The organism is Methylobacillus flagellatus KT (assembly GCF_000013705.1).
GTDB classification, from domain to species: domain Bacteria; phylum Pseudomonadota; class Gammaproteobacteria; order Burkholderiales; family Methylophilaceae; genus Methylobacillus; species Methylobacillus flagellatus.
The window spans coordinates 2,021,739-2,045,558 of the sequence record NC_007947.1 but is presented as its reverse complement, the minus strand read 5'-3'; the positions used below and the strand labels follow the sequence as shown (position 1 = coordinate 2,045,558).

The 23,820-nt window shown below is 57.4% G+C and carries 24 protein-coding genes; 12 read left to right on the top strand and 12 right to left on the bottom strand.

Annotation, left to right across the window (positions count from 1 at the left end; all coding sequences use genetic code 11):
* Positions 1-4 precede the first annotated feature (4 nt).
* Positions 5-1,468 (top strand): sensor domain-containing diguanylate cyclase, encoded by a 1,464-nt coding sequence (locus MFLA_RS09745; RefSeq protein WP_011480128.1) that lies wholly within the window; start codon positions 5-7, stop codon positions 1,466-1,468.
* A 10-nt stretch (positions 1,469-1,478) separates the two neighbouring features.
* Here MFLA_RS09745 and MFLA_RS09740 read toward each other — a convergent pair whose 3' ends face one another.
* From MFLA_RS09740 to MFLA_RS09730, 3 genes are all read right to left on the bottom strand, one after another.
* Complete coding sequence (locus tag MFLA_RS09740) at positions 1,479-1,940, bottom strand: TlpA family protein disulfide reductase (RefSeq protein WP_011480127.1); 462 nt, start codon at positions 1,938-1,940, stop codon at positions 1,479-1,481.
* A gap of 15 nt (positions 1,941-1,955) precedes the next feature.
* On the bottom strand, positions 1,956-4,097 hold the full coding sequence (locus MFLA_RS09735; protein ID WP_011480126.1) for a TonB-dependent receptor plug domain-containing protein: 2,142 nt from the start codon (positions 4,095-4,097) through the stop codon (positions 1,956-1,958).
* A 102-nt stretch (positions 4,098-4,199) separates the two neighbouring features.
* The gene (locus tag MFLA_RS09730; protein WP_011480125.1) at positions 4,200-5,204 is read right to left on the bottom strand and encodes a YgfZ/GcvT domain-containing protein; all 1,005 of its coding nucleotides are present in this window, start codon (positions 5,202-5,204) and stop codon (positions 4,200-4,202) included.
* Between the two features lie 14 nt (positions 5,205-5,218).
* Between MFLA_RS09730 and MFLA_RS09725 the strand changes: the two genes are divergently transcribed.
* Positions 5,219-5,692, top strand: coding sequence for a protein YgfX (locus tag MFLA_RS09725; protein WP_011480124.1), 474 nt, complete (start codon positions 5,219-5,221; stop codon positions 5,690-5,692).
* A gap of 65 nt (positions 5,693-5,757) precedes the next feature.
* Complete coding sequence (locus MFLA_RS09720) at positions 5,758-6,456, top strand: DUF2490 domain-containing protein (RefSeq protein WP_011480123.1); 699 nt, start codon at positions 5,758-5,760, stop codon at positions 6,454-6,456.
* Between the two features lie 838 nt (positions 6,457-7,294).
* Here MFLA_RS09720 and MFLA_RS14615 read toward each other — a convergent pair.
* The 7 genes from MFLA_RS14615 to MFLA_RS09685 all read right to left on the bottom strand — a co-directional run bounded on the left by MFLA_RS14615 (position 7,295) and on the right by MFLA_RS09685 (position 13,053).
* Positions 7,295-7,609 (bottom strand): hypothetical protein, encoded by a 315-nt coding sequence (locus MFLA_RS14615; RefSeq protein ID WP_011480122.1) that lies wholly within the window; start codon positions 7,607-7,609, stop codon positions 7,295-7,297.
* Positions 7,610-7,736: 127 nt separating this feature from the next.
* On the bottom strand, positions 7,737-8,702 hold the full coding sequence (locus MFLA_RS09710; RefSeq protein WP_011480121.1) for a vWA domain-containing protein: 966 nt from the start codon (positions 8,700-8,702) through the stop codon (positions 7,737-7,739).
* A 7-nt stretch (positions 8,703-8,709) separates the two neighbouring features.
* Positions 8,710-9,246 (bottom strand): hypothetical protein, encoded by a 537-nt coding sequence (locus MFLA_RS09705; RefSeq protein ID WP_011480120.1) that lies wholly within the window; start codon positions 9,244-9,246, stop codon positions 8,710-8,712.
* Entirely contained in the window at positions 9,237-10,217 is a 981-nt protein-coding gene (locus tag MFLA_RS09700; protein ID WP_011480119.1) for a vWA domain-containing protein, read from the bottom strand. Before MFLA_RS09700 ends, MFLA_RS09705 begins: the two co-directional genes overlap by 10 nt.
* The gene (locus MFLA_RS09695; RefSeq protein ID WP_011480118.1) at positions 10,218-11,174 is read right to left on the bottom strand and encodes a hypothetical protein; all 957 of its coding nucleotides are present in this window, start codon (positions 11,172-11,174) and stop codon (positions 10,218-10,220) included. It abuts the gene before it with no gap.
* Complete coding sequence (locus tag MFLA_RS09690; RefSeq protein ID WP_011480117.1) at positions 11,171-12,031, bottom strand: DUF58 domain-containing protein; 861 nt, start codon at positions 12,029-12,031, stop codon at positions 11,171-11,173. Before MFLA_RS09690 ends, MFLA_RS09695 begins: the two co-directional genes overlap by 4 nt.
* A gap of 5 nt (positions 12,032-12,036) precedes the next feature.
* Positions 12,037-13,053, bottom strand: a complete 1,017-nt coding sequence (locus MFLA_RS09685) for an AAA family ATPase (protein WP_011480116.1) — start codon at positions 13,051-13,053, stop codon at positions 12,037-12,039.
* 300 nt (positions 13,054-13,353) lie between these two features.
* Here MFLA_RS09685 and fabA point away from each other — a divergent pair, with 300 nt between their 5' ends.
* The 3 genes from fabA (at position 13,354) to MFLA_RS09670 (ending at position 16,657) form a co-directional block, all read left to right on the top strand.
* On the top strand, positions 13,354-13,869 hold the full coding sequence (gene fabA, locus MFLA_RS09680; protein ID WP_011480115.1) for a 3-hydroxyacyl-[acyl-carrier-protein] dehydratase FabA: 516 nt from the start codon (positions 13,354-13,356) through the stop codon (positions 13,867-13,869).
* A 61-nt stretch (positions 13,870-13,930) separates the two neighbouring features.
* Positions 13,931-15,154: a beta-ketoacyl-ACP synthase I gene (gene fabB / locus MFLA_RS09675; RefSeq protein WP_011480114.1), complete on the top strand. Its 1,224-nt coding sequence runs from the start codon at positions 13,931-13,933 to the stop codon at positions 15,152-15,154.
* A gap of 69 nt (positions 15,155-15,223) precedes the next feature.
* Positions 15,224-16,657, top strand: coding sequence for a PLP-dependent aminotransferase family protein (locus MFLA_RS09670; protein WP_011480113.1), 1,434 nt, complete (start codon positions 15,224-15,226; stop codon positions 16,655-16,657).
* 26 nt (positions 16,658-16,683) lie between these two features.
* On the opposite strand, the gene MFLA_RS09665 is transcribed toward MFLA_RS09670, so the two are convergent.
* Entirely contained in the window at positions 16,684-17,235 is a 552-nt protein-coding gene (locus MFLA_RS09665) for a peptidylprolyl isomerase (protein ID WP_011480112.1), read from the bottom strand.
* A gap of 11 nt (positions 17,236-17,246) precedes the next feature.
* Positions 17,247-18,119 (bottom strand): phosphoserine phosphatase SerB, encoded by an 873-nt coding sequence (gene serB, locus MFLA_RS09660; protein WP_048811674.1) that lies wholly within the window; start codon positions 18,117-18,119, stop codon positions 17,247-17,249.
* A 166-nt stretch (positions 18,120-18,285) separates the two neighbouring features.
* Between serB and sucC the strand changes: the two genes are divergently transcribed.
* The 6 genes from sucC to MFLA_RS09630 all read left to right on the top strand — a co-directional run bounded on the left by sucC (position 18,286) and on the right by MFLA_RS09630 (position 23,818).
* On the top strand, positions 18,286-19,449 hold the full coding sequence (gene sucC, locus MFLA_RS09655) for an ADP-forming succinate--CoA ligase subunit beta (RefSeq protein ID WP_011480110.1): 1,164 nt from the start codon (positions 18,286-18,288) through the stop codon (positions 19,447-19,449).
* A gap of 5 nt (positions 19,450-19,454) precedes the next feature.
* Complete coding sequence (gene sucD / locus MFLA_RS09650; protein WP_011480109.1) at positions 19,455-20,333, top strand: succinate--CoA ligase subunit alpha; 879 nt, start codon at positions 19,455-19,457, stop codon at positions 20,331-20,333.
* Positions 20,334-20,382: 49 nt separating this feature from the next.
* Complete coding sequence (locus MFLA_RS09645; RefSeq protein ID WP_048811673.1) at positions 20,383-21,336, top strand: ankyrin repeat domain-containing protein; 954 nt, start codon at positions 20,383-20,385, stop codon at positions 21,334-21,336.
* 69 nt (positions 21,337-21,405) lie between these two features.
* The gene (locus MFLA_RS09640) at positions 21,406-23,013 is read left to right on the top strand and encodes an NAD+ synthase (protein WP_011480107.1); all 1,608 of its coding nucleotides are present in this window, start codon (positions 21,406-21,408) and stop codon (positions 23,011-23,013) included.
* 36 nt (positions 23,014-23,049) lie between these two features.
* Positions 23,050-23,388, top strand: a complete 339-nt coding sequence (locus MFLA_RS09635) for a P-II family nitrogen regulator (RefSeq protein WP_011480106.1) — start codon at positions 23,050-23,052, stop codon at positions 23,386-23,388.
* A 49-nt stretch (positions 23,389-23,437) separates the two neighbouring features.
* A complete protein-coding gene (locus MFLA_RS09630) occupies positions 23,438-23,818 on the top strand; it encodes a VOC family protein (RefSeq protein ID WP_011480105.1) in 381 nt (126 codons plus the stop codon).
* Positions 23,819-23,820 lie beyond the last annotated feature (2 nt).

The following is a 23,820-nucleotide window of genomic DNA, read 5'->3' as shown; positions in this document are numbered from 1 at the left end:
TCCCATGAGCAGACATAAGCTGATTTTCCTTATCATTGCCATCCTGGCAAGCGGTTTCATCGCCACCTCGGTAGTGAGCTACCAAGTATCGCGAATGTCCATCCACAATGCGATCGTCGACAGCACGCTGCCCCTCAGCTCCGACAACATCTATTCCGAAATCCAGAAGGACCTCATCCGGCCGATTTTCGTATCGTCCAAGATGGCATCCGACACCTTCCTGCGGGACTGGATGCTCGACGGCGAGCAAAATATCGACAAAATCAGCCGTTACTTGCAGGAGGTGCAGGACCAGTATGGTGCATTCATCAGTTTCCTGGTGTCGGGGCGCACGAGCAACTATTACTATGGCAAAGGCGTGCTGAAACAGGTGCGACCCAATGAGGAGCGCGATGCCTGGTACTACCGGGTACGCGATATGCAGGTCCCTTATGAGATCAATGTGGATCGGGATATGGCGCATGCCGACGCCTTGACCATCTTTATCAACTACCGTGTGCTGGATTACGACAACCAATACCTGGGTGCCGTTGGCGTCGGCCTGACCGTGGATTCGGTGCAGAAACTGATTAGCCACTATCAGGATCGCTTCAGGCGCGATGTCTATTTTGTCGATTCGTCCGGCCTGATCCGTCTATCGGGTAGCAAGCACCAGGTGGTGGGCCAGAACATCAACCAGCAGCCTGCGCTGGCCGGCATTTTCCAGCAAGTGCTCAATACAGCAAAGGACGATATTCACGGCGGCAGCTTCCAGTACGAAGATGCCGAGACAAAGCAGCTCATCAATATCCGCTATATCCCGGAACTGCAATGGTATCTATTCGTCGGGCAGGATGAACTGGAGGCAACCAGCGATATCCGTCAGGCGCTGCAGCTCAACTTGCTGCTGTGCCTGGTCGTGACCGCGATCGTCGTCGCGCTCACCCATGTTGCGCTGCGGCGCTATCAGGACAAGCTGGAAACCATGGCGACCACAGACACGCTGACCGGCTTGCCCAACCGCCGTGCATTCGATGTGGTAATCGACGTGTTCCTCAATGAAAACGAGCGAGCACGCAGCACACTGGCATTCATCTTGCTGGACGTGGATCATTTCAAGTCCATCAACGATAGGTTGGGGCATCTGGGCGGCGACTATGTATTGACCGTAGTGGCGCGCATCATCAAGGGCAACACTCGAGCCGCTGATTTCATCTGCCGCTGGGGTGGCGAGGAATTTCTCATCGCCATCAAGGATTGCGATGAGCACAACGCATTGCTGTTGGCAGAGAAAATCCGCAGCGCCATCGAGAACGAGCTGATTGCCTACCAAGGCAGCCAGGTTGCCATCACGGCCAGCCTAGGCGTGGGCGTGGGCGTGGCCCGTGCCGGGGAGAAGCTGGAGCCTGTGTTGGAGCGTGCCGACAAGGCCATGTATGCGGCCAAGGCAGCCGGGCGCAACCAGGTCCAGCTAGGCGACAGCGCTTAGCATGGTGGCATCAGTGGCATAATGCCGCAATCCGCGCCATATCTTCCGGGCTCAATGCCCCGGTCTTGCGGAAACAGATCGCCTGCCTGCTATCCAGCACCACGGTAAAGGGCAGGGCGCCGATCTTGTTCCCCGCCTTGCGCATCAGTCCTGTGACGTTCATGCCAGGCCGCAGCACGGTGGATTTCACCGGGTGCTGTTCAAGGAAGCGCTGTGCCATGGCGGCGCCATCTGTATTGACCAGCAGAACGCTCCAATCCGGGCGTTCGACTGCAAACTGATCCAGCATCGGGAGTTCCGCCACGCACGGCGGACAATCCACGCCCCAGAAATTGACCAGCACCGGCTTGGCAACCTGGCGAAGTTCGACAAAGCGCGTGCCGTCCAGTGTCGGCAGCTTGAAATCCAAGTCTGTTTCCGCAGCGACATGGTTGCTTGCCATCAGCAGTGATATAAAAAGCAATCTGCGCATTGGTCAGAAATTCGGCTAGAAATTCAGCTTGAGCCCGGCATAGAGATAGCGGCCGCGCCCAGGGCCCCATAAGTGCGTAAAGTCTATATTGCCCGCGCCATCAATCCAGAGAAAGTTCTCCTTGTTGACTTGCTGGTAGTCGAACAGGTTGTCGGCCCCGGCATAGAGCGCCACAGTCTTGTTGACCTGGTATTCCGCGCGTACATCAGTGGTGGCGTAGGAAGGGCTCTGGTCGCGCTTGCGGCTGCCGTCGAAGTTGTAGCGCGGGTTGTTGGCATAGTCGTAAAACTTGGCAAGGTCGTGCGGTCCGGTCCAGTTGACGCGCAGGTAGGCGGTCCAGGGGCCTTGCTCGTAATCCAATGTGAAGAAGGCGCGCGCCTTGGGGCGGGAGAATACCAACGTTCCTGGTGTGAACTGATAATGGAAACGCTCACCGCCGATGCTGACCACGGTGCTGGGCGTGAGCTGGTAGGAGAGATTGAAGTCCACGCCTTGCACCACGACCTTGTCGGGCGAGCTCTCGAACAGCGTCACCGTGCCGGTGCCGCCAGCGGGATCGGCTACTCCCGGCGTCAGGATCGCCATGTCGTGGATGCGGTTGTAATTGTAGGAGCCAACCACTGCCAGCCTCTCGTCGGCGTAGCTCAAGGCATAGCTGAGGTTGTCGGACTTTTCCGGCTTGCTCAACAGTCGGATGATGCGGATATCGTCGAGGATGCCGTGATCTTGCTCGAAGAAGCTGGTCGGCGCGCGAAAGCCGCGCCCCACGCTGAAACGGCTGGCGATCTCCTCTGTGTGATGGTAGAGCAGGTTGAGTCGCGGCGAGGTGATGGTGCCGAATACATTATGATCGTCCGCGCGCACCGAGGCATTGAGTTCCAGCTTGTCCTCGAGGAAAGTGCGGTAGGCCTGCAGGAACATGGCGGGAGTGCGGTAGCGGTAATTATCCACGCCGCGCACGAACTCATCCTGCGCTGCAGAATAGCCGTGGCTGCGCAGGTCCTCGTAGCGGTAATTCAGCCCCGCAGTCAGCAGCCAGTCCGCCAGTGGGAACTGGTAGGATGCCTCCAGGTAATATTGCTGCTGCTTGGCCTTGTAGGTGGTGATTTCGTAGAAGCTGTCCTGCTTGTGCTGGGCGGCCCCGACAGCAAAGCGTAGCTTACCGTCGCCCAGTTGTTTTTCCGCCGAGGTGGTGAGCTGTACCCGATCGGTAAAGATGATTTCCGACAGGCCCGCCCGGCCCAGATTCCAGGGGAGGAATCCGCTGCCGTCTGGTGCGAACCAACCGTTGCCTACAGGCGAGCCATGCCGTCCACGGCTGAAATCGAAAGGATTGCCCGACTGATCCGCCTTGATGGCGCTGTAACGCTTGCCGAGCGCGCCGCCGTTGCGTTTTTCGTCCACGATGTCCAGACGGCCGCGTACAGTGAATCCGCCCAGGTCATCGGCGAACCAGCCTACGCCCAGCATCTTGCGGTCGTAGCCAGTGTATTCAGAAACGCCTTCGCCGCTTGCATCCACCGCATCGTGGCGGTTCTCGCTGAACGTTGCAGTCAATGCGCCGGTGTCCAGGGTCTTTGCCAGATAGCCCTCATACAGCCGCGAGCCGAAGTGGCCGCCCTGAATGCGCAGCTTGGCGGTATCGTGCTGTGGACGCTTGCTGACGATATTGACCGAGCCGGCCAGTGCTTCCGGCGCGATCAGGCTGGCGCCAGCACCGCGTGCGATATCGATGCGCTCTATGCCCCAGACGCTGACGCTGTCGAGGCCATAGGCCGAAGAGACGGACGAGTAGATGGGAATGCCGTCGATCATCAACGTGGTATAGCGGCCGGGCAGGTTATTGAGCAGCACGTTGCGCACATTGCAGATCGAGCATTCCACCTGCACGGCAATGCCGGGCTGCTTCTCCAGCGCCTCTGTCAGGTTGACAGCGCCAGATTGCTCGATGCGGCGCTCGCTGATGGATTCCGTCTTGACGATATCGTCGCGCAACGCGCCGGGCCTGGTCGAGCCCTGGTTGGTGCGGCTCTTGATGGTGATTGACGGGAGCTGTATCTGGGAAGTGTCCTCTTCGGCGCGCGTGCTGGAAAGGGGTAGCAATCCCAGGGAAAATAAAGCCAGCCATGCGGTAAAGAGTTTAGTGGGCGTCATCATAGGATCTCTTGGGAAGTGATATTTATGATAATGGTAATCATTATCATTTGATAATGCAATCCCTTTTTGGCGACATGGCTTTGGCGCAGCCCTGAAAGTGAATTATTTTTCCAGGGCATAAGGCAAGGGCAATAGGGCGAGTTCCTGCCCCTGCCAGGTCAAGCCGCCAGCTTCCACGCTCTCGAGCCGTAATTCGGCAAGCACATCCTGCCCACCAGTGGGATTGGGCGCGCTGCGCACGATCTGGCCCGCGGCAATGCCATCGGCGTCCACGATTTCCTCACCTGCCGCTGGCGCGGCGTCCACGGCGATATGGGCAAGATGCGTGCGGCGCTTGACCTTGCCCAGGTAGTGCGTGCGGGCGACGATCTCCTGCCCGGTGTAGCAGCCTTTCTTGAAACTGATGCCGTTCAGCAGGTCGAGATTGACCATCTGCGGCACGAATGCCTCTTGCGTGGCGCCGACGATCTCGGGGATGCCTGCCTGGATTTCGCGCCAGTCCCAGTCCGCCTTGTCCGCTGGGACAAGGTGCTCGCGCAATGCGGTCCAGAGTTCGGCAGCCTGCGCGGCCGGGCTGAGCAGCTCATAACGCGGCAACGTGCCGGGAAGGCGGATGATGATGATGCCGTCCTGGCTCACCTGGGCATATTCGGTTTCGGGAATATGGCTGAAACGGGTGTTCAATGCCGCCTCCGCGGCATTGCCAGCAATGCCGATGCGCACGGTGTCATCGCTGCGGTCCGCAATCACCACCTTGGAGCGCAACACGTACATGCGCAGCCGCTTGGCGATGGGCTCGAGCAGGCCGCGATCGAATTGCAGGTACAATCTGCCATCCTGGGCAAAGGCGAGGAATAGGGCCAGCAAGCGGCCCTTGGGCGAGCAATAGCCGCTGTAATGGCTAATATTGCCATCCAGTTTCTTGACATCGTTGGTCACCTGGCCCTGCAGGAATGTGACCGCATCTTCACCCTCCAGCGACAACAGGCCATAATGCGACAGGTCGGCGATGATGCTGTCGTCAGCCTTGGCCCGGCCGGGGAGTCGAATAATGCCGTCCTGCACTGTAGCGCCTTGTCCGGACAGGAATTGCTGCCATGAAGTCATGAATCACCCTCTGAATGAATAAACTGCAGAAAACACCGCACCATTATAGCGTGAAGCCGCTGGCCCTGACCCTGGGGCTGTCGCGATGGCTTGCTTTCCTGTTCCTGTCGATGGGTGTTCTCGCCGGTATTTCCATCATCCTGCTGCCATGGGCATGGTGGCTGAAAGCCATTTGCCTCGCAGGCATTGCTGCTGTCGTTGCCCGGCAGGTCTGGCGTGATGCCTGGCGCAGGCATCCGGCCTCGCCTGCAATGATCGAGCTGGATCATGCAGGCAAGCTCTGGCTCGTCACGCGCAACGGCATGCGTTATCCCGCCCAAGTGCTGGGCAGTACTTTGGTGATGGCAGGTCTGGTCGTGCTCAACCTCAAGCTGGAACATGGGAGGGTTTCATGCGTCATCTTGCCGGACGCCGTAGATGCCGAAGCCTTCCGGCGTTTGCGCGTGTGGCTATGCTGGTGGCGGGAAACGACTGATGATGCTCGATAATGTCTCAATGGAACCTAGTTCGCCGTCAACTGATCCCAGCAGGGTGTTTTATTGGAGTTACGCATATGACCAACATGGCGCTATCGCGTTACAAATGGCTGTTGGCCTTATTTTCATTGTTGGCTACACAGATTGGGAATGCCGCTGGAGTAGAAGAGGACGGTGCCATCTGGTTCAATGTGCATATGCAGGGCGATTTGCCTGCTGAGCATTTGCATTGGAGCATGGACACCAACCCGCGCTGGCGGGATGAGGGCGGTCATCTGGACCAGCTATATCTGCGGCCATCCGTGTTTTACAAGGTCAATCCAAAAACCAGTCTCTGGTTAGGGCATGACAATATTGTCCGACATTCCGCAGGTAAATCACCATCTCACGAATATCGCTTGTGGCAGCAATTCCAGTATCAATTTGACCCGGTCTCCGAGGTGACATTTACCAATCGTACCCGCATAGAGCAACGCCATCGTGAAGGCTATCATGGCCTGGGATATCGGCTGCGGCAAATGGTCAAGGCCAGCACGCCATTGTCGAGTGAGCATCATCTTTCCTTGGTCGCTTCCGATGAGCTGTTTATCAACCTGAATCAGACCGAATGGAGCGGCGAACGCGGCTTTGACCAAAACCGTCTGTTTGTTGGACTGAACTGGAAATTCAACCAGTCCTCCAGCATAGAGGCCGGTTACCTGAATCAATTCATCCATACCCAAGCCGTTAATCGCGATAATCATGTGCTGGCCACGACGCTGGGGATTAGTTTTTAAAATTGCTGGGTAAGGGCATGAAAGAACAAAGCCCTCATCATTATCGAAAATCTTGATGAAACGCATCCATACTGGCTCATCGGGCGATTGATTGACCTCACCACACAAGTTCAGGCTATCGTCGAACTTTGTCACGCTCAGCCCACGGAATTGCATGTTTTCACGGCTGGATTTTCTTTCCAACATCTCCTGATTGGCAGACTCTTCGAACGTTTTTTGTCAAGATAAAGGATGATTGCGCAGGCTTGGCAATGAAATACCAATATCCAGGCAGAGAGGAGGATTGAAAATAACTTCATACCACTTCTCATTAAATCCCCAAACCTTTGATTGCAATGGATTGACCAGGTGGATTGATATTGCATCGTTTTTCATCGCATCGCGAATGACGGCAATTTCATATACTTCTCGAATGGACGATAGGCGTGTATGGCATAAAGGCGGCACACACTTCACTTACCGTTAACTTATTGCACCGGTTAAGCATGGCTTGAAGACCAGCGTAAAAGATTGGCCATATTCGCTGTCCAACGATTAGTCGAGCAAGGCATATATCTTTGATTGGGCCGGAGGGAGGTTCTTATAGTGTGGTAGATGTTGTAATCGTTTCGTTGAGTATGGAGACAATAGCCTCTGCGTGTATCTCTTCGGTGCAGGCTATGAATTGCATGGCATCTTTCTCTTTTGCAGACTTATCATGCATTGATGAATGTCTCAACTCAGGGTGTTTGATCAGTGTGAGGTATGGTTATGGTACACATTCTGCCTACGCCAGCTGAAAAGACTATTTCTCGATTTTTTTTGCTCCACAGAGAGTCGTCGCAAGACCGCGATTCAGTTATGTAGCTGCCTTGGCATAGCAGGCAATAGTTTTTTCCGAATCCTCTGTGCCAGCGCAAAGATCAATAGCAATTCCGCGAGGAATGCTGTCATCAACTTCAGATACGTTTTGATAGTACTTAACAGGCTCTGATATCCATGATCCTGAGCAAAGTCTTGCAGCCAAACCCACAGTAATCTCAGGATCAACTTTCGATATGTCGCCTAGACAGTCAACGGGGTCATAAGCGTATACAGTAGTACTGTACGATAGGGTAAAAACAAAAGAGAGATTTCGGATAGCTTGGATTAGAGCATAGATTTTAATTTGCATTTGTTATCTCCGTTTTTCTCAGCTCACATGTTGCTAATAATTAGCGACTATGGTTCCGAATGCTAACTGATTTTTGACTGAGGCAACACAAATGCTGTGCTTTCTTTTCCAGAAAGCGGCTGCTAGTCTACCTTCTGCGCAAAACCCGCTTGAGCAGTCTCTTCAACCGTTGCGGCGTATACGAGACAAGCACCAATCCCCCAGCCGCAATCGCAAGCAGCCAATCAATATGCATAGGTGCAAAGTCACGTCTGCTGGGCTTGAGCTGGTGCATTGCCGCTTTGACATCCTCCATGCTATCTCCGTTGACGTAGGCAGCGCCGATCTCCTCGCTGAGTTTGATCAGGTATTCCTCATCTAGTCTCGATTGGTAGCGGTCGTCTTCGCTAGTGGCCGTGCCCTTGTCGCGCGTGCCCAGGTTTTGCTGTGAAATCTGGGCGACGCCGGGTTGCAATACAAAATTTTCTGCCGACCAGTAGCCCAGCAGCTTGTTGTTTTCGTCGAACTTGGGGATGGGTTGCGGCTCCTTGCTGCCTATGCCGACCAGCAGCCAGTCGCCGTCTTTCTGGAAGTTGCTGAGGTCACGGGTGTTGAAGGCATGCAGACGCGGAGCTTCTTCGCCGTCGGTGAAGAAGATGGCCTGGGTGGGTTCGGGCATGGTGCGCAGCAGGCGCGCCAGTGAATCGATACCTTCGCGTAGGCGGGTGTTGCCTGACCAGGCCTGGCGCCATTCCAGGCGGGCGATGGTGTCCTGGATGGCGGCGTAGTTCTCGCAGACTTCAATCGGCGTGTAAAGCGCGGCGACGCTGAGGCCGGAGAAAAGGGCCAGGCTGACACGGCTGCCGCACGGCATGCTGGCGACCAGGTTGTGCGCGAGGTACTTGGTGTATTCCAGGCGTGAAATATCTTCGCCGCGCCAGCTCATGCCCTTGGTGTTCATGCTCTGGCTGATGTCGATTACCAGCATGGTGCTGTAGATGTTGTGCGGTACCGGGATGGTGGGCTTGAGTGCAGCGACCAATAGCAACAGCAGGGCCAGCAGCGGCAGCAGGGTATCACGGTGCAAATAGGGCTTGAGGCGGGCAGGCAGCATGGTCTTGTTATGGCAGCCCTACCGGGATGTTGCCCATGATGAGGCCGGGGGAGTCTGACTCGCCCGAGCCCGGCGTGGGGTTCGAGGGCAGCATGCTGAGCACGCGGTCGAGGTTATGGCGCGCATCCCAGAAGCTGTGGTCGAGACGCAGGGATTGCTCATAGGCGGTACGGGCCTGGTTGAGCAGGTATTCCGTCTCGTCACGCACTGTGATGTCCCGCCCATTCACCGCCAGGGCGCGCAGGAAGAAGATGTTGCCCGTATTGTATTGCACTGCGGACTTTTGCGTGTCGTCGCCTTTTTCCAGCAATTGTCCGAATAGTTGTGTGGCTTCCTGGTAGCGCCCGTTATGCGCTTGCCAGTAAGCCACGGCGAACTTGGCCTCATAGCTGTCATGGCGCGTACTCGGGGATTTGCCTTGCTGGATGGCCTGGTTGAAGGCGCGGATTTCCTGGATCTGGTAGAGCTGCCATCCGGCCACGCCGAGAGAGGCAATGGTGAGAAGGGCGAAGCCCCAGGTAAGTTGTCTGGCGCTTACTGCCATGTTCTGACCTCGATGAATTTAGCCAGCAGCAGCAGCGACAGCATCGCGGCTGCGAGCAGGTAACAATAGGGCGCAAAATCGCGGCCGGGAATTTCTTCCTGGTAGCGGATGGGTTTCTTTTCCTTGCGGTTGATATCCTCGATCGCGGCGGCCAGCGATGTCGGGTCTTCGGCCTCGTAGGCCTGGTAACCAGTGCGCAAGGTCTTGAAGAAATCATGAAGCTCAAGTGCAGGGGGCAATGGGTTGTCTTCTGGCGGGACGTAGCTGGTATCGAAGATGCTGGTGGCGCCCGGCTGACGCAGCACGATCCAGTACAAGGTCACGTTCATGCGCTCCAGCCAGTCGCGGATTTTCTGTTGGGTGTTGGCGCCCATGCGGCCGCCGCCATCTGACAGCAGGATGATGGCGCGTGAACCGGAATCCGGCGTCTTGTCGAATTGGGCGAGGGCGGCAGTGAGTCCGCTGCCGATATTGGTCTGGAACAGGGCGGCACCGCCTGCGGCCCGGATGGCGGCCAGGATGGCTTCGCGACTATCGGTGAGCGGCAGGGCGTGCATGGCTGAGTTGCTGAAGGTGACCATGCCGAACATGTCGTTGCTGCGTTCATTGACGAAATGCGTGATGAGGCGCTCGGCCGCCGCGGCCTTGGATTCCCCGGCGACGCCGCTGGTTTCTGCGCCCGAGAAGGCTTCGTCCATGCTCGCGCTGCGGTCGATCACCAGCACCAGTTGCGCGCCCTGGCCGATGCGCTCGATATATTGCGCATCGGTCACTGGCCCGGCAGCTCCCAACAGCATGAAGCACAGCGCCAGCGCGGCGAGTATTTTCAGCAATATGCCCAGCAGATCCGAGAGACGGTCGCGCGGCAGCAGGCTCAGCCATGAATAGCTGCGGCTATGCTGGCGGTCCAGCAACAAGGGTACCAGGCTGAGCGGCAGCAGCATGAGCAGCCAGGCATGGTTGAAATTCACTTACTTCATCCCCCGCTCGATGTCGCGGCAGCGGCGGGCGAGCTGGCGTAGCCATGCATGCGGGTTGGGCGGGACATTCTGTTTGGCGTGGTCGAAGAATATTGCGCGAGACAATAAGAAGAAGCGTGCTATATCGTCCGCCAGCGGGGCGAACGCGGGTTTGATCTGGAGAATCTCTTCGGCGCTGAAGACGCTTTGCCCGCACGCTTGCTTGAAGGCTTGGTGCAGGTGGTTGACGGCTGCCTCCAGTTTATTCGCATCAGGCCTGGCTTTTCTCAATTGGCGATAGGCCTTGGAGAATGGCCCGCCCATGCGGGGCAGCCAGGCGTGGTTGCCGAGGATGTACAACAGCCCTAGCAGGCTCAGGCCCAAGATGGCGAATGCGCCGTAAAGAACCTGGTGCTGCCTATGATCGCTGATCAGTAACGGACCGCGCAGCGGGCTCATGTCCTTGCTGATGTTGACTGAGCCATAGACGGCCAGTGGCGAAATGCGGAAATTCCAGCTGGGGATGCGCACCTGGAACAGCTTGCCGTTGCCGGTGAACTTGACGAACTCGGGCGGCAGTGCCGCCGGTTTGGCGACGATGCTGGAGGTGAATACCTGGTAGCTGAGTTCCAGCGTGTAGACGTTCTGGCCGTTCTTGTGCGATTCACTGAGGTTGCTGGCGTAGAGCTCGATGCCTTGCTCCTTGTTGCGGTAGCGTTTCTGGTTGCCGGGAATGGGCAGCGAGGTCGGCAGTAGCGTGTACTGGTCGTTGACCTTGAGCGTGATGGTGCGGCTGAGGACATCGCCCACGTGGTAGCCCACTTCGCGCGCCGGGTTTTTCTCGATGATCTTGACAGGCGGATCGTCGGCTTTTGCGGCAGGTGCCTCAGCCGCCCAGGCCGGTATGATGGCCGGCAGGAGGGCAAGCAAGAGGAAAATGTTGAATTTGTGGAGTGCGATCATGTTCATGCCGTCACAAACTGGTAGAAGTATTCCGTCAAGGCGTCTGCATCGAAGCCTTGCTCGATGAAGAAAGGCGGGATGTCGTAGCGCATGAACAAGGCGTCGAGTGCGGCACGGCGCTCTGCAAATGCAGCCTGGATGCGGGCGTGGGTGGATTTGCGCAGCATCAGTGTGCGTTTTTCTCCCGTTTCACTGTCGGTGACATGCGTCAGCCCGAATTCGGGGATCGCGCTGTATTCGGCGGCATCCCAAAGCACGATGGGCACGATATGGTGCCGTTGCATGGAAACCAGTGCTTCCTCGAGCATTTCCAGCGGCATGTGGAAGTCCGAGACCAGCAGGACCAGCGCACGTTCTCGCGGCAGGTAGCGGTTGACCTGCAGGATGCCTGCGCCGCCGACATGGGGAGGGCGGTAGTCTTGCAAGGATTCAGCCAGTAGGTAAGCCGCCTGCACCCGTGTGCTAGCAGGAATCATCCAGGCCTCGTTGACTTCCTCGTCGAAGCCGATGAAGCCGAACGGGTCGTTGATGCGCGATGCCGATTGCGCGGCGGAGGCGGTGATTTCCGCTGCAATCCTGAGCTTGTTGAAATGGCCGGGAAACCCCATGGAGCCGGATAGGTCGCAGGCGACGAACACGGGTACCGCGCTGCGCTGGTTGAAGATGCGCACATGGATCTGCTCCATCGGATCGCGCAGGCTGAGGCGCAGGTCGATACGGCGCGGATCGGGGTACGAGATCAGGGGCGCATGTCCGACGAAGTCCATCCCTAGTCCGCGCTGTGCGCTGGCATGGCGGCCGGGATGGCGACCGCGGGAACGCCAGGCGATCTGGTAACTGAACTCCTTGGCTAGCTCATGCATGGGGATCAGGTGGCGCTGATGGTACGAATGGCCTGGCTGAGCAGTGTGCGTGCAATCTCGGTGCGGCGCATTTCGTAAATCGGGTTGAAGACCAGGCGGTGCGCGACGGTTTCATGGAACACGGCATGTATGTCCTCGGGCAGCACCGATTCCCGGTCGTTGAGCCAGGCATTGACGCGGGCGGCGCGCATCATCATGGCAATGCCGCGCGGACTGGCGCCGGCCACCACCAGACGCTTGATGTCCACACCTGGGATCGCCAGGCCATAGGCGACCGGGTCGCGGGTTGCCAGCCAGAGGTCCAGCGTATAGCGACGCAGCGCCGGGCTGGCCTGCACGCTGGACTGGACCAGGGATGCGATCTGGTTGAGCCCGTCGAATTGCAGGATGTCCGGCGGAACGTTATCGACCAGGGCGTCGACATCGTGGAAGCGCGTCTCGAAAATCAATGCCTCCATGATATCGGTATCTGCCGGGATCGTGATGGGGATTTCCATCATGAAGCGGTCGCGGGCTGCTGAGGGTATCTCGAATGTCTCTTCTTTTTCCACCTGGTTGCGGTCGGCAAATACCAGCATATGGGGGAAATGATGCTCGCGGTTGAAGGCGGACAAGGTGCGTTCTGCCATCACGCGTAACAATAACGAGTGTACTTGAGGTCTGGCCCTGTTGATTTCGTTGAAGAAGAATACAGATAGGTTGGTTCCATGGGATAGCAACGGACCCGGGCTCACGTGTGGTCGGCCGTCATCGCCGAGGTAGGTATGGTACACCAGGTCATTGGGCATCAAGTCTATAGTGCCCTCGATACGTTGATAGCCGCCGCCGATGCCGCGTGTGAAGGCGCGCAGCAAGGTTGTCTTGCCGACGCCGACATCGCCCTCGAGCAGTACGTGACCACGGGCAAAGATGGCGGTGGTGATCAGGCGTATTGCCCTGGCCTGGCCGACCACGACCTCGTTGACATGCTTTTCAAGTTGCAGTGCCTGTGCACGCCAGTCGGCTAATTGGCTGTCACTCATGTGGTGTATTCCAGTCCTCGGGAAGTGGGTGGATGGGGAATTTTTCCCGTATGGTAGGGTTTTTAATTCGTGGTGTAAACAGATCTGTATAGTCCTGGCGGAAGTGCGGCCTGGTGTTTGCGGATGCGGTTTACGCCTTGCATCGATTATCCTGCTGGTGCAACGTGCCATATGATAAAGATCGTGAACAGGGCCTTAGGGCTGAGTTCGAGCAGATTTATTAATACTTTCTCTGCTTAGGGCTTTTGTTAAAAGGCATTTCAGGCGAAAATAATGGGATTACCAGTACAGAATAATTAAATGCAAAAACAGAATAGTTTTACCTTTGAAGAATTGCTTTCTTGTGGTCGCGGCGAAATGTTCGGGGAAGGCAATGCGCAATTGCCCCTGCCGCCGATGCTGATGTTTGACCGGATCGTCTCCATCACCGAGGAGGGCGGGCAGTATGGCAACGGGCAGATCGTGGCGGAGCTGGATGTCAGGCCCGACCTCTGGTTCTTCAATTGTCATTTCGCGGGTGATCCCGTGATGCCAGGTTGTCTTGGCCTGGATGCCATGTGGCAGTTGGTGGGGTTCTATCTTGGCTGGATGGGTGGCAAAGGCCGTGGTCGTGCATTGGGCGCAGGCGATGTGAAGTTTACCGGCCAGGTGCTGCCTACTGGTAAACTGATTACTTATCGCATTGACTTGAAGCGCGTCATCATGCGCAAGCTGGTCATGGGCATTGCTGATGCCCACATGGAAATTGATGGTCGTGAAATATATGTCGCCAGCGATTTGCGTGTAGGCCTGTTCACACGCACCGATAATTTCTAGCAGATTAAGCTTCTGCTGCAATCGCCTATCACTTGATTGAATTAATGTAGGAGAACACGCAATGCGTCGTGTCGTGGTCACCGGGATGGGCATCATTTCCAGTCTCGGTAACAACAAATCTGAAGTTCTGGACAGTTTGAAGGCAGGCCGTTCTGGCATTCGCTTTCAGCAGGAGTACGTTGATCAGGGATTGCGCTCCCATGTTGCGGGGTCGATCGAGAACCTCGATCTGGAAGCACTGATCGACCGGAAGCTGATGCGTTTCATGGGCAAAGGGCATGCCTATGCCTGGCTGGCCATGCAGGAAGCGATTGCCGATGCTGGCCTGCCGCCCCAACTGGTGTCCAATATCCGCACTGGCCTGATCGTGGGTCAGGGTGGCGCCTCGCACGAGAGTATCCTGTCCGGAGTCGACACCCTGCGTGCCAAGGGTGTGCGGCGCGTCGGGCCTTACATGGTAACCAAGGCCATGGCGAGCGGGGTTTCCGCGTGCCTGGCAACAGGCGCCGAGATCAAGGGCATCAATTACGGCATCAGCTCTGCTTGTGCCACTAGTGCCCATTGTATCGGTGCAGCCGTGGAGCAGATCCAGCTGGGCAAGCAGGATATCGTGTTCGCTGGCGGGGGCGAGGAAGAGCACTGGACGTTGTCCTTCATGTTCGATGCCATGGGTGCATTGTCCAGCAAATACAATGCGACACCAGAAAAGGCGTCGCGCACGTATGACGTCGATCGCGACGGCTTCGTGATTTCCGGTGGCGGTGGCATCCTGGTGGTGGAAGAATACGAGCATGCCAAGGCACGCGGTGCGAAGATCTATGCCGAGATCGTCGGTTACGGCGCGACTTCCGATGGCTACGACATGGTGGCCCCGAGCGGCGAGGGTGCCGAGCGTTGCATGCGCCTGGCCTTGCAAGGCGTTGAAGGGCCGGTGGATTACATCAACACCCACGGCACCAGCACGCCGGTGGGCGATGTGAAGGAGCTGGAGGCGATTCGCGCCGTGTTCGGCGACAGCGGTGTCGCGATTGCCTCCACCAAGTCGCTGTCCGGTCATGCGCTGGGTGCGGCAGGCGTCAATGAGGCGATCTATACTCTGCTGATGATGGAACATCAATTCATCGCCGCTTCGGCCAATATCGACAACCTCGACCCAGCCGCAGAAGGCCTGAATATCGTGCGCGAGCGCATCGATAACGCCAATATACAGACCGCGGTGTCGAACAGCTTCGGTTTCGGCGGTACCAATGCCACCCTGACGTTTTCGCGCAGGCAGCTTGCCTGATCTGATCGAACGGGGCCGCTGGCCCCGTTGTCATGTCGGCGTCTGGAATGTGTATCAAGGGCTGTAGGTATGAAACGCTATGAAAAGCTGGTGCACGACATCGCAACCGCCATCCGCTCCGGCGTGCTCGCTCCAGGCGAGAAACTGCCTTCAGTACGTCAGGCCTGCCTCAATCACAAGCTGAGCCCGGCCACCGTCTTCCGTGCCTATTACGAACTAGAGAACCTGGGCTTGATCCGTGCCCAGCCCAAATCCGGCTATTACGTCAGCAATCATGCCATCAAACAGCTGGCTTCCAAGACTACGCCAGTTCCTGAGCAGGCAAGCACTGTGGTCAGTATCTCCGATATGGTCTTTTCCATCCTTAGCTCGATCAAGGACCCGGAAACGGTGCCGCTCGGGTCGGCTTTCCCCTGGCCTGACCTGTTCCCGTTGGCGCGCCTGTCACGCTCACTGGCCCATGCCACGCGTGACATGGGACCGGCAGCCATCGTCGAGTCGCTGCCACCTGGCAATCACGACCTGCGCCGGCAGATTGCGCGCCGTTACCTTATGCAGGGTGTCGAAGCAGATGTCGATAACATCCTGATCACCAATGGTGCCTTTGAGGCTTTGAATCTTTGCCTTGAGGCGGTGACCCAGCCCGGCGATCTTGTCGCCATTGAGTCGCCGACATTCCACGGGTGTTTGCAGGCGCTAGAACGACTGCAGCTGAAGGCCGTTGAGATCCCGGTAGACCCGGTATTGGGCATGGATCTGGACTATCTGGAAAGCGTGCTGGAGAAGTGCCCGGTACGCGCATGCTGGAGCATGACCAGCTTTCAGAATCCAATGGGCGTTTCCATGCCGGCAGAACGCAAGCAGGTATTGGTTGAGCTACTGACCCGGTACCGGATTCCCTTGATCGAGGATGACGTATACGGCGAGCTCTATTTCGGCATGCAGGAGCACAGGCCGGCCAAGGCTTATGATAGCGAAGGTTACGTCATGCATTGCAGTTCGTTCTCCAAGACCCTGGCGCCAGGATATCGCATTGGCTGGGCACTGTTGCCCAAGCGGTTCGAGCGCAAAGTCGAGCGGCTCAAAGTCATCACCTCCTTATCCACCAGTACGATTGCCCAGGCGGCGATAGCGGATTTTCTGCAGCATGGCGGCTATGACCGTCATCTGCGCAGGCTTCGCACAAAGTTCGAGTTGCAGCAGCATCAATACTTGCACTTGATTGCTCGGTACTTCCCTGCGGAGACGCAGGTCACACGCCCCCATGGCGGATATTTTCTCTGGGTGGACCTGCCGGAAAGAGTCGATGCCCTGGTCTTGTTCCAACGCGCGCTGGAGCAGGGGGTGAGTGTTGCGCCTGGGCCGATTTTCTCAGCCAGGCATCAATGCTGCAATTGCATTCGCATCAATTACAGCAAGCCGGTGGATGCCGAGGTGGAGCAGGCATTCAAGACCCTGGGGCGCCTGATGAGTTCGATTGAGGCAGCAGCGCCGGGCCACTAGATGCAATTGCCTTTCAGGTCGCCGTCTTATTCCTTGATCGTGACGGACTCGATCACGATGTTCTGGAATGGCGCATCGCCACCGTCGGTGGGCATGATGGCGATGCGCTGCACCACATCCATGCCCTTGATCACCCTGCCGAAAACGGTATAGCCCCAGCCAGTTTCGGAGCGCTCGCTGAAGTTCAGCGAGGTATTGTTGGCGAGGTTGATGAAGAACTGGTCGGTGGCGGAATGAGGGTCGCTGGTGCGTGCCATGGCGATGGTGCCCGTCGCGTTGGTCAAGCCGTTGTCAGCCTCGTTTCTGATTGGAGGATGCGTGGGCTTGGGTTCGAAATTGACGTCCAGCCCGCCGCCCTGAATCATGAAGCCTGCGATCACGCGGTGGAAGATCGTGCCTGCGTAATGGCCTTCCTTGGCATAGCGGATGAAGTTGGCCACAGTGTTGGGGGCTTTTTCACTATTGAGGTCGACCACGATCAACCCCTCACTGGTCTGGATTTCAGCCAGCGGCTGTGCCATGGCCGGCATGGCAATCAGGCTCAAAATGATAGGCAGATGCAGAAGTTTGGACAGCATGGAGCAATTCCTCAATGACAAGTTTGGACTGAAGATACGGACAGCGGGGCAAACAAATACACCAGGCCTTCCAGATCGACGTGGTTGAGCGCATAGGTGGCTTGCTGCTGCACAACGGGTTTGGCATGGTAGGCGATGCCACAGCCGGCGGCAGACATCATCTTGAGGTCGTTGGCACCGTCTCCGATCGCGACCACCTGGTCTTGCCGCAAACCCAGCTCCTGGCGGAAGCGTTCGAGGTAATCGGCCTTGGCCTGGGCATCGACGATTGGGCCAAGCAAGCGGCCAGTCAGTCTGCCATCGATGATTTCCAGCGAGTTGGCCTTGGCGACATCCAGGTCCAGCATGGCCTTGACCCGGTCAGCAAAGAAATCGAAACCACCCGATACCAGCATGGTCTTGATATTGTGCCGCTTGCATGCGGAGATCCAGGCTTGCGCGCCCGGCGTCAATTGCAGTCGCTCGTCGATCACGCGCTGCAAAGCTGAAGCCTCTAGTCCCTGAAGCAGCGCTACGCGGCGGCGCAGGCTTTCCGCAAACTCGATCTCGCCGCGCATCGCACTCTCCGTGATTGCCGCTACCTGGGGCTTGAGGCCCTGCATGTCGGCAATCTCGTCTATACACTCGATGGTGATCAGGGTGGAATCCATATCCATGACGGCCAAACCCAGATTGTTCAGCTGATGCTGATCATCGACTAATGCGACGTCAATGTGCTGCTCCTGGCAGAACGCACATAGTGTAGGAGGCATTTCTGACTGGCCGGCCAGTTGGTAGGCATGTTCCCCGACCTGGATGAACTGCTGGTGGCTGGCGCCGAGTAGCTGGTGGATATGGGCCAACTGTTGGAAACCGATTCCCGGGCCCTGGATGACGAGGCGCATATGCAAAAACACTATAAGGTGAACACTGGGCTTCATTATACATGGCTGGCACTGTTGCTGGATTCCATCTCGATGATGCCTATCGTTGCAGCCGTAGGTCTCCGTACTGGCGCAATGCGGGGATTTGCGCGAAAATACGCTATTAGCCCATTACAAAAGTAAAAACATGAATTTGCATGAGTATCAGGCCAAGGCGCTGCTGCAGCGTTATGGCGTGAATGTGCCGCGCAGTCAGGTGGCCGAGACGGCACAGGCAGCAGTGGAAGCCGCGCGGGCCCTCGAAGGCGATGCCTGGGTGGTGAAGGCGCAGGTGCATGCCGGCGGTCGCGGCAAGGCCGGGGGCGTCAAGCTGGTGCGCACTCTGGACGAGGTGCAGGATATTGCCGTCAGCCTGCTTGGCAAGCGTCTGGTCACCTACCAGAATGCACCGGATGGGCAGCCGGTGGAAAAGGTGCTGGTCGAGGCAACCCTGCCAATCGCCCGTGAATTGTATGTCTCCATGCTCGTGGACCGTTCTCTGGAGCGTGTCGTATTGGTAGCGTCGGCGGCAGGTGGTATGGAAATCGAGGAAATCGCCAAGGATAGTCCGGAAAAAATCCTGCAGGAAGTCTGTGATCCGCTGAACGGGCTGGTCGATTACCAGGCACGCAATATCGCATTTGCACTAGGCCTGGTTGGTGACCAGGTTGCGGCGTTCACGCGGCTGGCCAAGGGCTTGTACCGCCTGTTCAAGGAAAACGACCTGGCCTTGCTCGAGATCAATCCGCTGATCGTCACTGCGGAAGGTGCCCTGGTAGCGCTGGATTGCAAGATGAGCGTTGATGATAATGCGCTCTACCGGCGCCGCGAGCTTGCGGAGCAGCGCGACTGGAGCCAAGACGACGCCAAGGAGGCCGAGGCGCACAATGCTGGGCTCAACTATATTGCATTGAATGGCAATATTGGCTGTATGGTGAATGGCGCCGGCCTGGCCATGGCGACCATGGACCTGATCAAGCTGCACGGTGGCGCGCCCGCCAACTTCCTCGATGTTGGCGGTGGCGCAACTGCGACCACGGTGGCGCGTGCGTTCAAGATCATTCTCGCCGACCCCAACGTCAAGGCCATTCTCGTCAACATCTTTGGCGGCATCATGCGCTGCGACATCATTGCCGAAGGCATCATCACTGCTGTCAAGGAGGTGGGGATCGAGATTCCCGTGGTGGTGCGTCTGGAAGGGACCAACGTTGAGCTTGGCCGCAAGATGCTGAGCGAAAGCGGCTTATCCATTATTTCTGCCGCAGGCCTGACAGATGCCGCGCAGCAGGCAGTAGCAGCAGTGAAGGTGTAAACAAGATGGCAATCCTGGTCAACAAGCAAACCAAGGTTCTCTGCCAGGGCTTTACCGGCAAGCAGGGCACATTCCATTCCGAGCAGGCATTGGCTTATGGCACCCAGATGGTAGGCGGGGTCACGCCCGGCAAGGGCGGTCAACGCCATCTCGACCTGCCCGTTTTCAATACCATGCGTTCTGCAGTACGTGAAACAGGTGCCAATGCGTCGGTGATCTACGTGCCTCCCGCATTTGCCGCGGATTCCATCCTGGAAGCCTGCGATGCCGGCATCGAGCTGATCGTCTGCATTACCGAGGGTATCCCGGTGCTGGATATGCTCAACGTCAAGGCGGCACTCCAGGCCAACGGCGCCCGGCTGGTTGGTCCCAACTGTCCTGGCGTGATCACGCCGGATGAATGCAAGATCGGCATCATGCCCGGCAGCATCCACCTGCGCGGCAAGGTCGGCATCGTATCGCGCTCGGGCACCTTGACCTATGAGGCCGTGCACCAGACGACGGCGCTGGGCCTGGGACAGTCCACCTGCGTGGGCATAGGCGGCGACCCAATCCGCGGCATGAACTTCATCGATTGCCTGGAGCTGTTCGAGGCTGATCCGGAAACCGAGGCGATCATCATGGTGGGCGAGATCGGGGGCAGTGATGAGGAAGCAGCGGCGGAATATATTAAGCAATACGTGACCAAGCCAGTAGCGGGCTATATTGCCGGTCAGACGGCACCAGCAGGCAAGCGCATGGGACATGCCGGTGCGATTATTTCCGGAGGTAGCGGTAAGGCCGAGGACAAGATCAGGGCATTGGAGCAAGCCGGGGTCGTGGTGGCCAGCTCGCCGGCGGGGCTGGGTGAAGCGGTCCAGGTTGCAATCCAGGCCAAGCAATGAGATATCAAGCGGGTTATTTGGTTTCAATTCATCAGCCATGGAAATCTCTATGTTGCGTCGATTAACTGTTGCTCTGTTTTGCAGCGTGCTGCTGGGCGTGGTGGCATTGCCCGCCCTTGGAAAGGAGCAAGTGCCTTATCTCCTGACTGTCTCGTCCAAGGGTGATCTCGCCACCGTAAAATCGTTGCTCAATAGCGGGGCCGATCCCAATACCAGGGATGCAGAAGGCATTACCGCCCTGATGTACGCAGCGCGCAAGGATAAGGCAGATGTCGCACGGGTCTTGCTCGAAAAGGGCGCTGACGTGAATGCCACGGATGCTGGCGGGTGGACGGCCTTGATGTTTGCCGCCAAGAAGAACTTCATTGATACCGCCAAGGTGTTACTCGAGTATGGCGCGGATGCCAAGGTACGCGACGAATCCGGTTGGAGCGCGCTGGGCATGGCGGCAACGTCCGGTTATAGTGAAATGGTAGGCTTGCTGGTGCAGCGGGGTATAGATCCCAGCAGCAAGAGCGACGATGGCAAGAGCATTCTCATGTATGCCGCCAGAAATGGTGACATTGATACTATCAATACCCTGCTGGCGCAGGGTGCAGACATTGCCGCACGCGACCGTTTTGGCCTGACTGCGCTCATGTATGCGGCACGAGAGGGCAATGTGGAGGCTACCGCACTGTTGATCGACAAGGGAGCCAAGGTGGATGCACAGGACAAGACCAAATGGACTGCGCTGTCCTGGGCTGTCAAGAAGTCGCAGGAAGGTACCGCCAGGCTATTGATCGAGAGGGGTGCCAACGTCAACCACAAGGACTCCGAAGGCACGCCCATCCTGCAATATGCAGTGAGCGAAGGCAATGTGGAGCTGGTCAAGCTGTTGCTGGCCAACGGTGCCGACGTCAAGGTCAAGGACCAGTATGGCCTGACCGCACTGGTGTATGCCATGAAAGGCAAGAAACCCGAAATCGTGCAGTTGATCAAGGATGCAGGTGGTAGCTATTAAGAAGCGACGCTACACTGGTAGCGGTATTGCCGTGGACGGCAGTATTCTGCAACCTGCAGGCTCGAGACGATGAAAATCGCGATCGCTCAAATCAATGCCACGGCCGGCGACCTGACAGGCAACGCCGCCAAGATCGTCGAACAGGCCCGGCGTGCCGAAGCGGCCGGGGCGACTTTGCTGCTCTGTCCCGAGCTGGCATTGTCGGGGTATTCACCCGAAGACTTGTTGTTGCGAGATGATTTTTACCACGCCTGCGAACGCGCGCTGTATGCCTTGGCACAGGAGCTTCCCGCCACATTGACCGTGGTTGTCGGCCATCCACGCAAATATCTCGGCAACCGCTATAACGCAGCTTCGGTGCTCGAAGCGGGGCGAATCTGCCATACCTATCACAAAGCATTACTGCCCAACGACAGCGTCTTCGACGAAGTACGCTACTTCAGCGAAGGTAGCGAAGCCCTGGTTATCAATCACCTGGGCTGCAAGCTTGGTATCGTGATCTGTGCCGATGTCTGGGCGCCCGAACCGGCCCGCCGTGCTCGCGATGCGGGCGCGACCGTGTTGCTGGTGCTCAATGCCTCGCCCTATCATATCGGCAAGCAACAGGAACGCTATGCAGTAGTGCGTGACCGCATCAAGGAAACCGGGTTGCCCGTGGTCTATGCCAACCTGGTTGGCGGCCAGGATGAGCTGGTTTTCGACGGCGCTTCCTTCGTCATGAATGATGAGGGGGCATTGACTCAGCAACTGCCGTCCTTTGATGAGGCATTGGGCATCGTATCCTTCAGCGATGGGGCGCCTGAGCCCGCGGAGATTCATCCTCTGCCCGGGCTGGAGCCAGCGGTTTACCAAGCGTTGAGCCTGGGGTTCCGCGACTATGTATTGAAGAACAATTTCCCGGGCGTACTGCTTGGCTTGTCTGGCGGCATCGACTCCGCCTTGACGCTGGCGATTGCCGTGGATGCGCTGGGCGCTGGCAAGGTGCAGGCGGTGATGATGCCATCGGCATTCACGGCTTCCATCAGCCTGGAAGATGCCCAGGCAATGGCAGCAGGACTCAATGTGCGGTATAGCGAGATTGCGATCGGTCCCGTATTCGAGTCATTCTGCGCAGCTTTGGCGCCGGAGTTCGCCGGCAGGCCCTTCGACACTGCGGAGGAAAACCTGCAGGCACGCATTCGCGGTACCTTGCTGATGGCGCTTTCGAACAAGTTCGGCAGCATGGTGGTGACCACCGGCAACAAGAGCGAGACTGCGGTAGGATATTCGACATTGTATGGGGATATGGCGGGCGGTTTTGCCTTGCTCAAGGATGTTTCCAAGACATTGGTCTATCAGCTGGCCAAATACCGGAATACGATCAGCCAGGTGATTCCCGAGCGTATCATCCTGAGGCCGCCGTCGGCGGAATTGCGCCATGGGCAGACAGACCAGGACAGTCTCCCGGATTATGCGGTACTGGACGGTATCATGGAGGCATATGTCGAAAATGATTACAGTTGGGAGGAAATCCTGGCGCTGGGCTACCGGGAGCAGGATGTGCTCCGCGTGACCCGCTTGGTTGACCGTAACGAATACAAGCGGCGCCAGGCACCTATCGGTGTCAGGGTGACCAAGCGAGGTTTTGGCAAGGACAGGCGCTACCCATTGACCAACAAATTCGTGTTCAATAGATAGCTTCAAGACGGAAACAACCAGGAAAAGGAACAAGCGATGAAAAAAATTGAAGCAGTAATCAAGCCATTCAAGCTCGACGAGGTGCGCGAAGCGCTATCCGAGATCGGGGCAAACGGGTTGACGGTGACCGAGGTGAAGGGATTCGGCCGCCAGAAAGGGCATACCGAACTCTACCGCGGTGCGGAGTATGTGGTGGACTTCCTGCCCAAGATCAAGGTCGAGCTGGTGGTGACCGACGATGTCGTGGATGCAGCAGTGGAGTCCATCATCAAGGCAGCACGTACCGGCAAGATTGGCGACGGCAAGATTTTCGTGACTCCCGTGGAGCAGATTATCCGTATCCGTACCGGGGAGACCGATGAGGCAGCCATCTAAACGCTATTTCATTGGCCTGTAAGCTGCCGCGAGTGGAGGGTGAACCTGCATGATCAAGATCAAGCAAATGCTGCATACCGGCATTATCGTGTCCGATATGGAGCGTTCCCGCGCTTTCTATGAGGGCCTGCTCGGCCTGAAGCCCAGCGACAAGCGTCCCCCATTGAGCTTTGATGGGGCCTGGTACGACATCGGCATCAACCAGTTGCACCTGATGGTGGTGCCAAACCCCTATGCCGGTGCGGAGCTTCCCGCCCATGGTGGCCGAGATTACCATGTGGCCTTTGCCGTGGATGACGTGATGGAAGTCAAGCAGGTACTGGACCAGGCGGGTGTGGCGTACACCATGAGCATGTCCGGGCGGGCGGCATTGTTCTGTCGTGATCCCGATGGCAATGCGCTGGAATTCTCTGCAGTCAAGATGGATTGATC

Excerpts from the sequence above, each read along its gene's own strand:
- MFLA_RS09745 (WP_011480128.1), top strand. The coding sequence starts at position 5 with ATGAGCAGACATAAGCTGATTTTCCTTATCATTGCCATCCTGGCAAGC.
- MFLA_RS09730 (WP_011480125.1), bottom strand. The coding sequence starts at position 5,204 with ATGACTTCATGGCAGCAATTCCTGTCCGGACAAGGCGCTACAGTGCAG.
- fabB (WP_011480114.1), top strand. The coding sequence starts at position 13,931 with ATGCGTCGTGTCGTGGTCACCGGGATGGGCATCATTTCCAGTCTCGGT.
- sucC (WP_011480110.1), top strand. The coding sequence starts at position 18,286 with ATGAATTTGCATGAGTATCAGGCCAAGGCGCTGCTGCAGCGTTATGGC.
- MFLA_RS14615 (WP_011480122.1), bottom strand. The coding sequence starts at position 7,609 with ATGCAAATTAAAATCTATGCTCTAATCCAAGCTATCCGAAATCTCTCT.
- MFLA_RS09725 (WP_011480124.1), top strand. The coding sequence starts at position 5,219 with ATGAATAAACTGCAGAAAACACCGCACCATTATAGCGTGAAGCCGCTG.
- MFLA_RS09695 (WP_011480118.1), bottom strand. The coding sequence starts at position 11,174 with ATGAACATGATCGCACTCCACAAATTCAACATTTTCCTCTTGCTTGCC.
- MFLA_RS09710 (WP_011480121.1), bottom strand. The coding sequence starts at position 8,702 with ATGCTGCCTGCCCGCCTCAAGCCCTATTTGCACCGTGATACCCTGCTG.
- MFLA_RS09670 (WP_011480113.1), top strand. The coding sequence starts at position 15,224 with ATGAAACGCTATGAAAAGCTGGTGCACGACATCGCAACCGCCATCCGC.
- MFLA_RS09635 (WP_011480106.1), top strand. The coding sequence starts at position 23,050 with ATGAAAAAAATTGAAGCAGTAATCAAGCCATTCAAGCTCGACGAGGTG.
- MFLA_RS09720 (WP_011480123.1), top strand. The coding sequence starts at position 5,758 with ATGACCAACATGGCGCTATCGCGTTACAAATGGCTGTTGGCCTTATTT.
- MFLA_RS09740 (WP_011480127.1), bottom strand. The coding sequence starts at position 1,940 with ATGCGCAGATTGCTTTTTATATCACTGCTGATGGCAAGCAACCATGTC.
- MFLA_RS09690 (WP_011480117.1), bottom strand. The coding sequence starts at position 12,031 with ATGCATGAGCTAGCCAAGGAGTTCAGTTACCAGATCGCCTGGCGTTCC.
- serB (WP_048811674.1), bottom strand. The coding sequence starts at position 18,119 with ATGCGCCTCGTCATCCAGGGCCCGGGAATCGGTTTCCAACAGTTGGCC.
- MFLA_RS09640 (WP_011480107.1), top strand. The coding sequence starts at position 21,406 with ATGAAAATCGCGATCGCTCAAATCAATGCCACGGCCGGCGACCTGACA.
- MFLA_RS09630 (WP_011480105.1), top strand. The coding sequence starts at position 23,438 with ATGATCAAGATCAAGCAAATGCTGCATACCGGCATTATCGTGTCCGAT.
- MFLA_RS09665 (WP_011480112.1), bottom strand. The coding sequence starts at position 17,235 with ATGCTGTCCAAACTTCTGCATCTGCCTATCATTTTGAGCCTGATTGCC.
- MFLA_RS09685 (WP_011480116.1), bottom strand. The coding sequence starts at position 13,053 with ATGAGTGACAGCCAATTAGCCGACTGGCGTGCACAGGCACTGCAACTT.
- sucD (WP_011480109.1), top strand. The coding sequence starts at position 19,455 with ATGGCAATCCTGGTCAACAAGCAAACCAAGGTTCTCTGCCAGGGCTTT.
- MFLA_RS09735 (WP_011480126.1), bottom strand. The coding sequence starts at position 4,097 with ATGATGACGCCCACTAAACTCTTTACCGCATGGCTGGCTTTATTTTCC.
- MFLA_RS09645 (WP_048811673.1), top strand. The coding sequence starts at position 20,383 with ATGTTGCGTCGATTAACTGTTGCTCTGTTTTGCAGCGTGCTGCTGGGC.
- fabA (WP_011480115.1), top strand. The coding sequence starts at position 13,354 with ATGCAAAAACAGAATAGTTTTACCTTTGAAGAATTGCTTTCTTGTGGT.
- MFLA_RS09705 (WP_011480120.1), bottom strand. The coding sequence starts at position 9,246 with ATGGCAGTAAGCGCCAGACAACTTACCTGGGGCTTCGCCCTTCTCACC.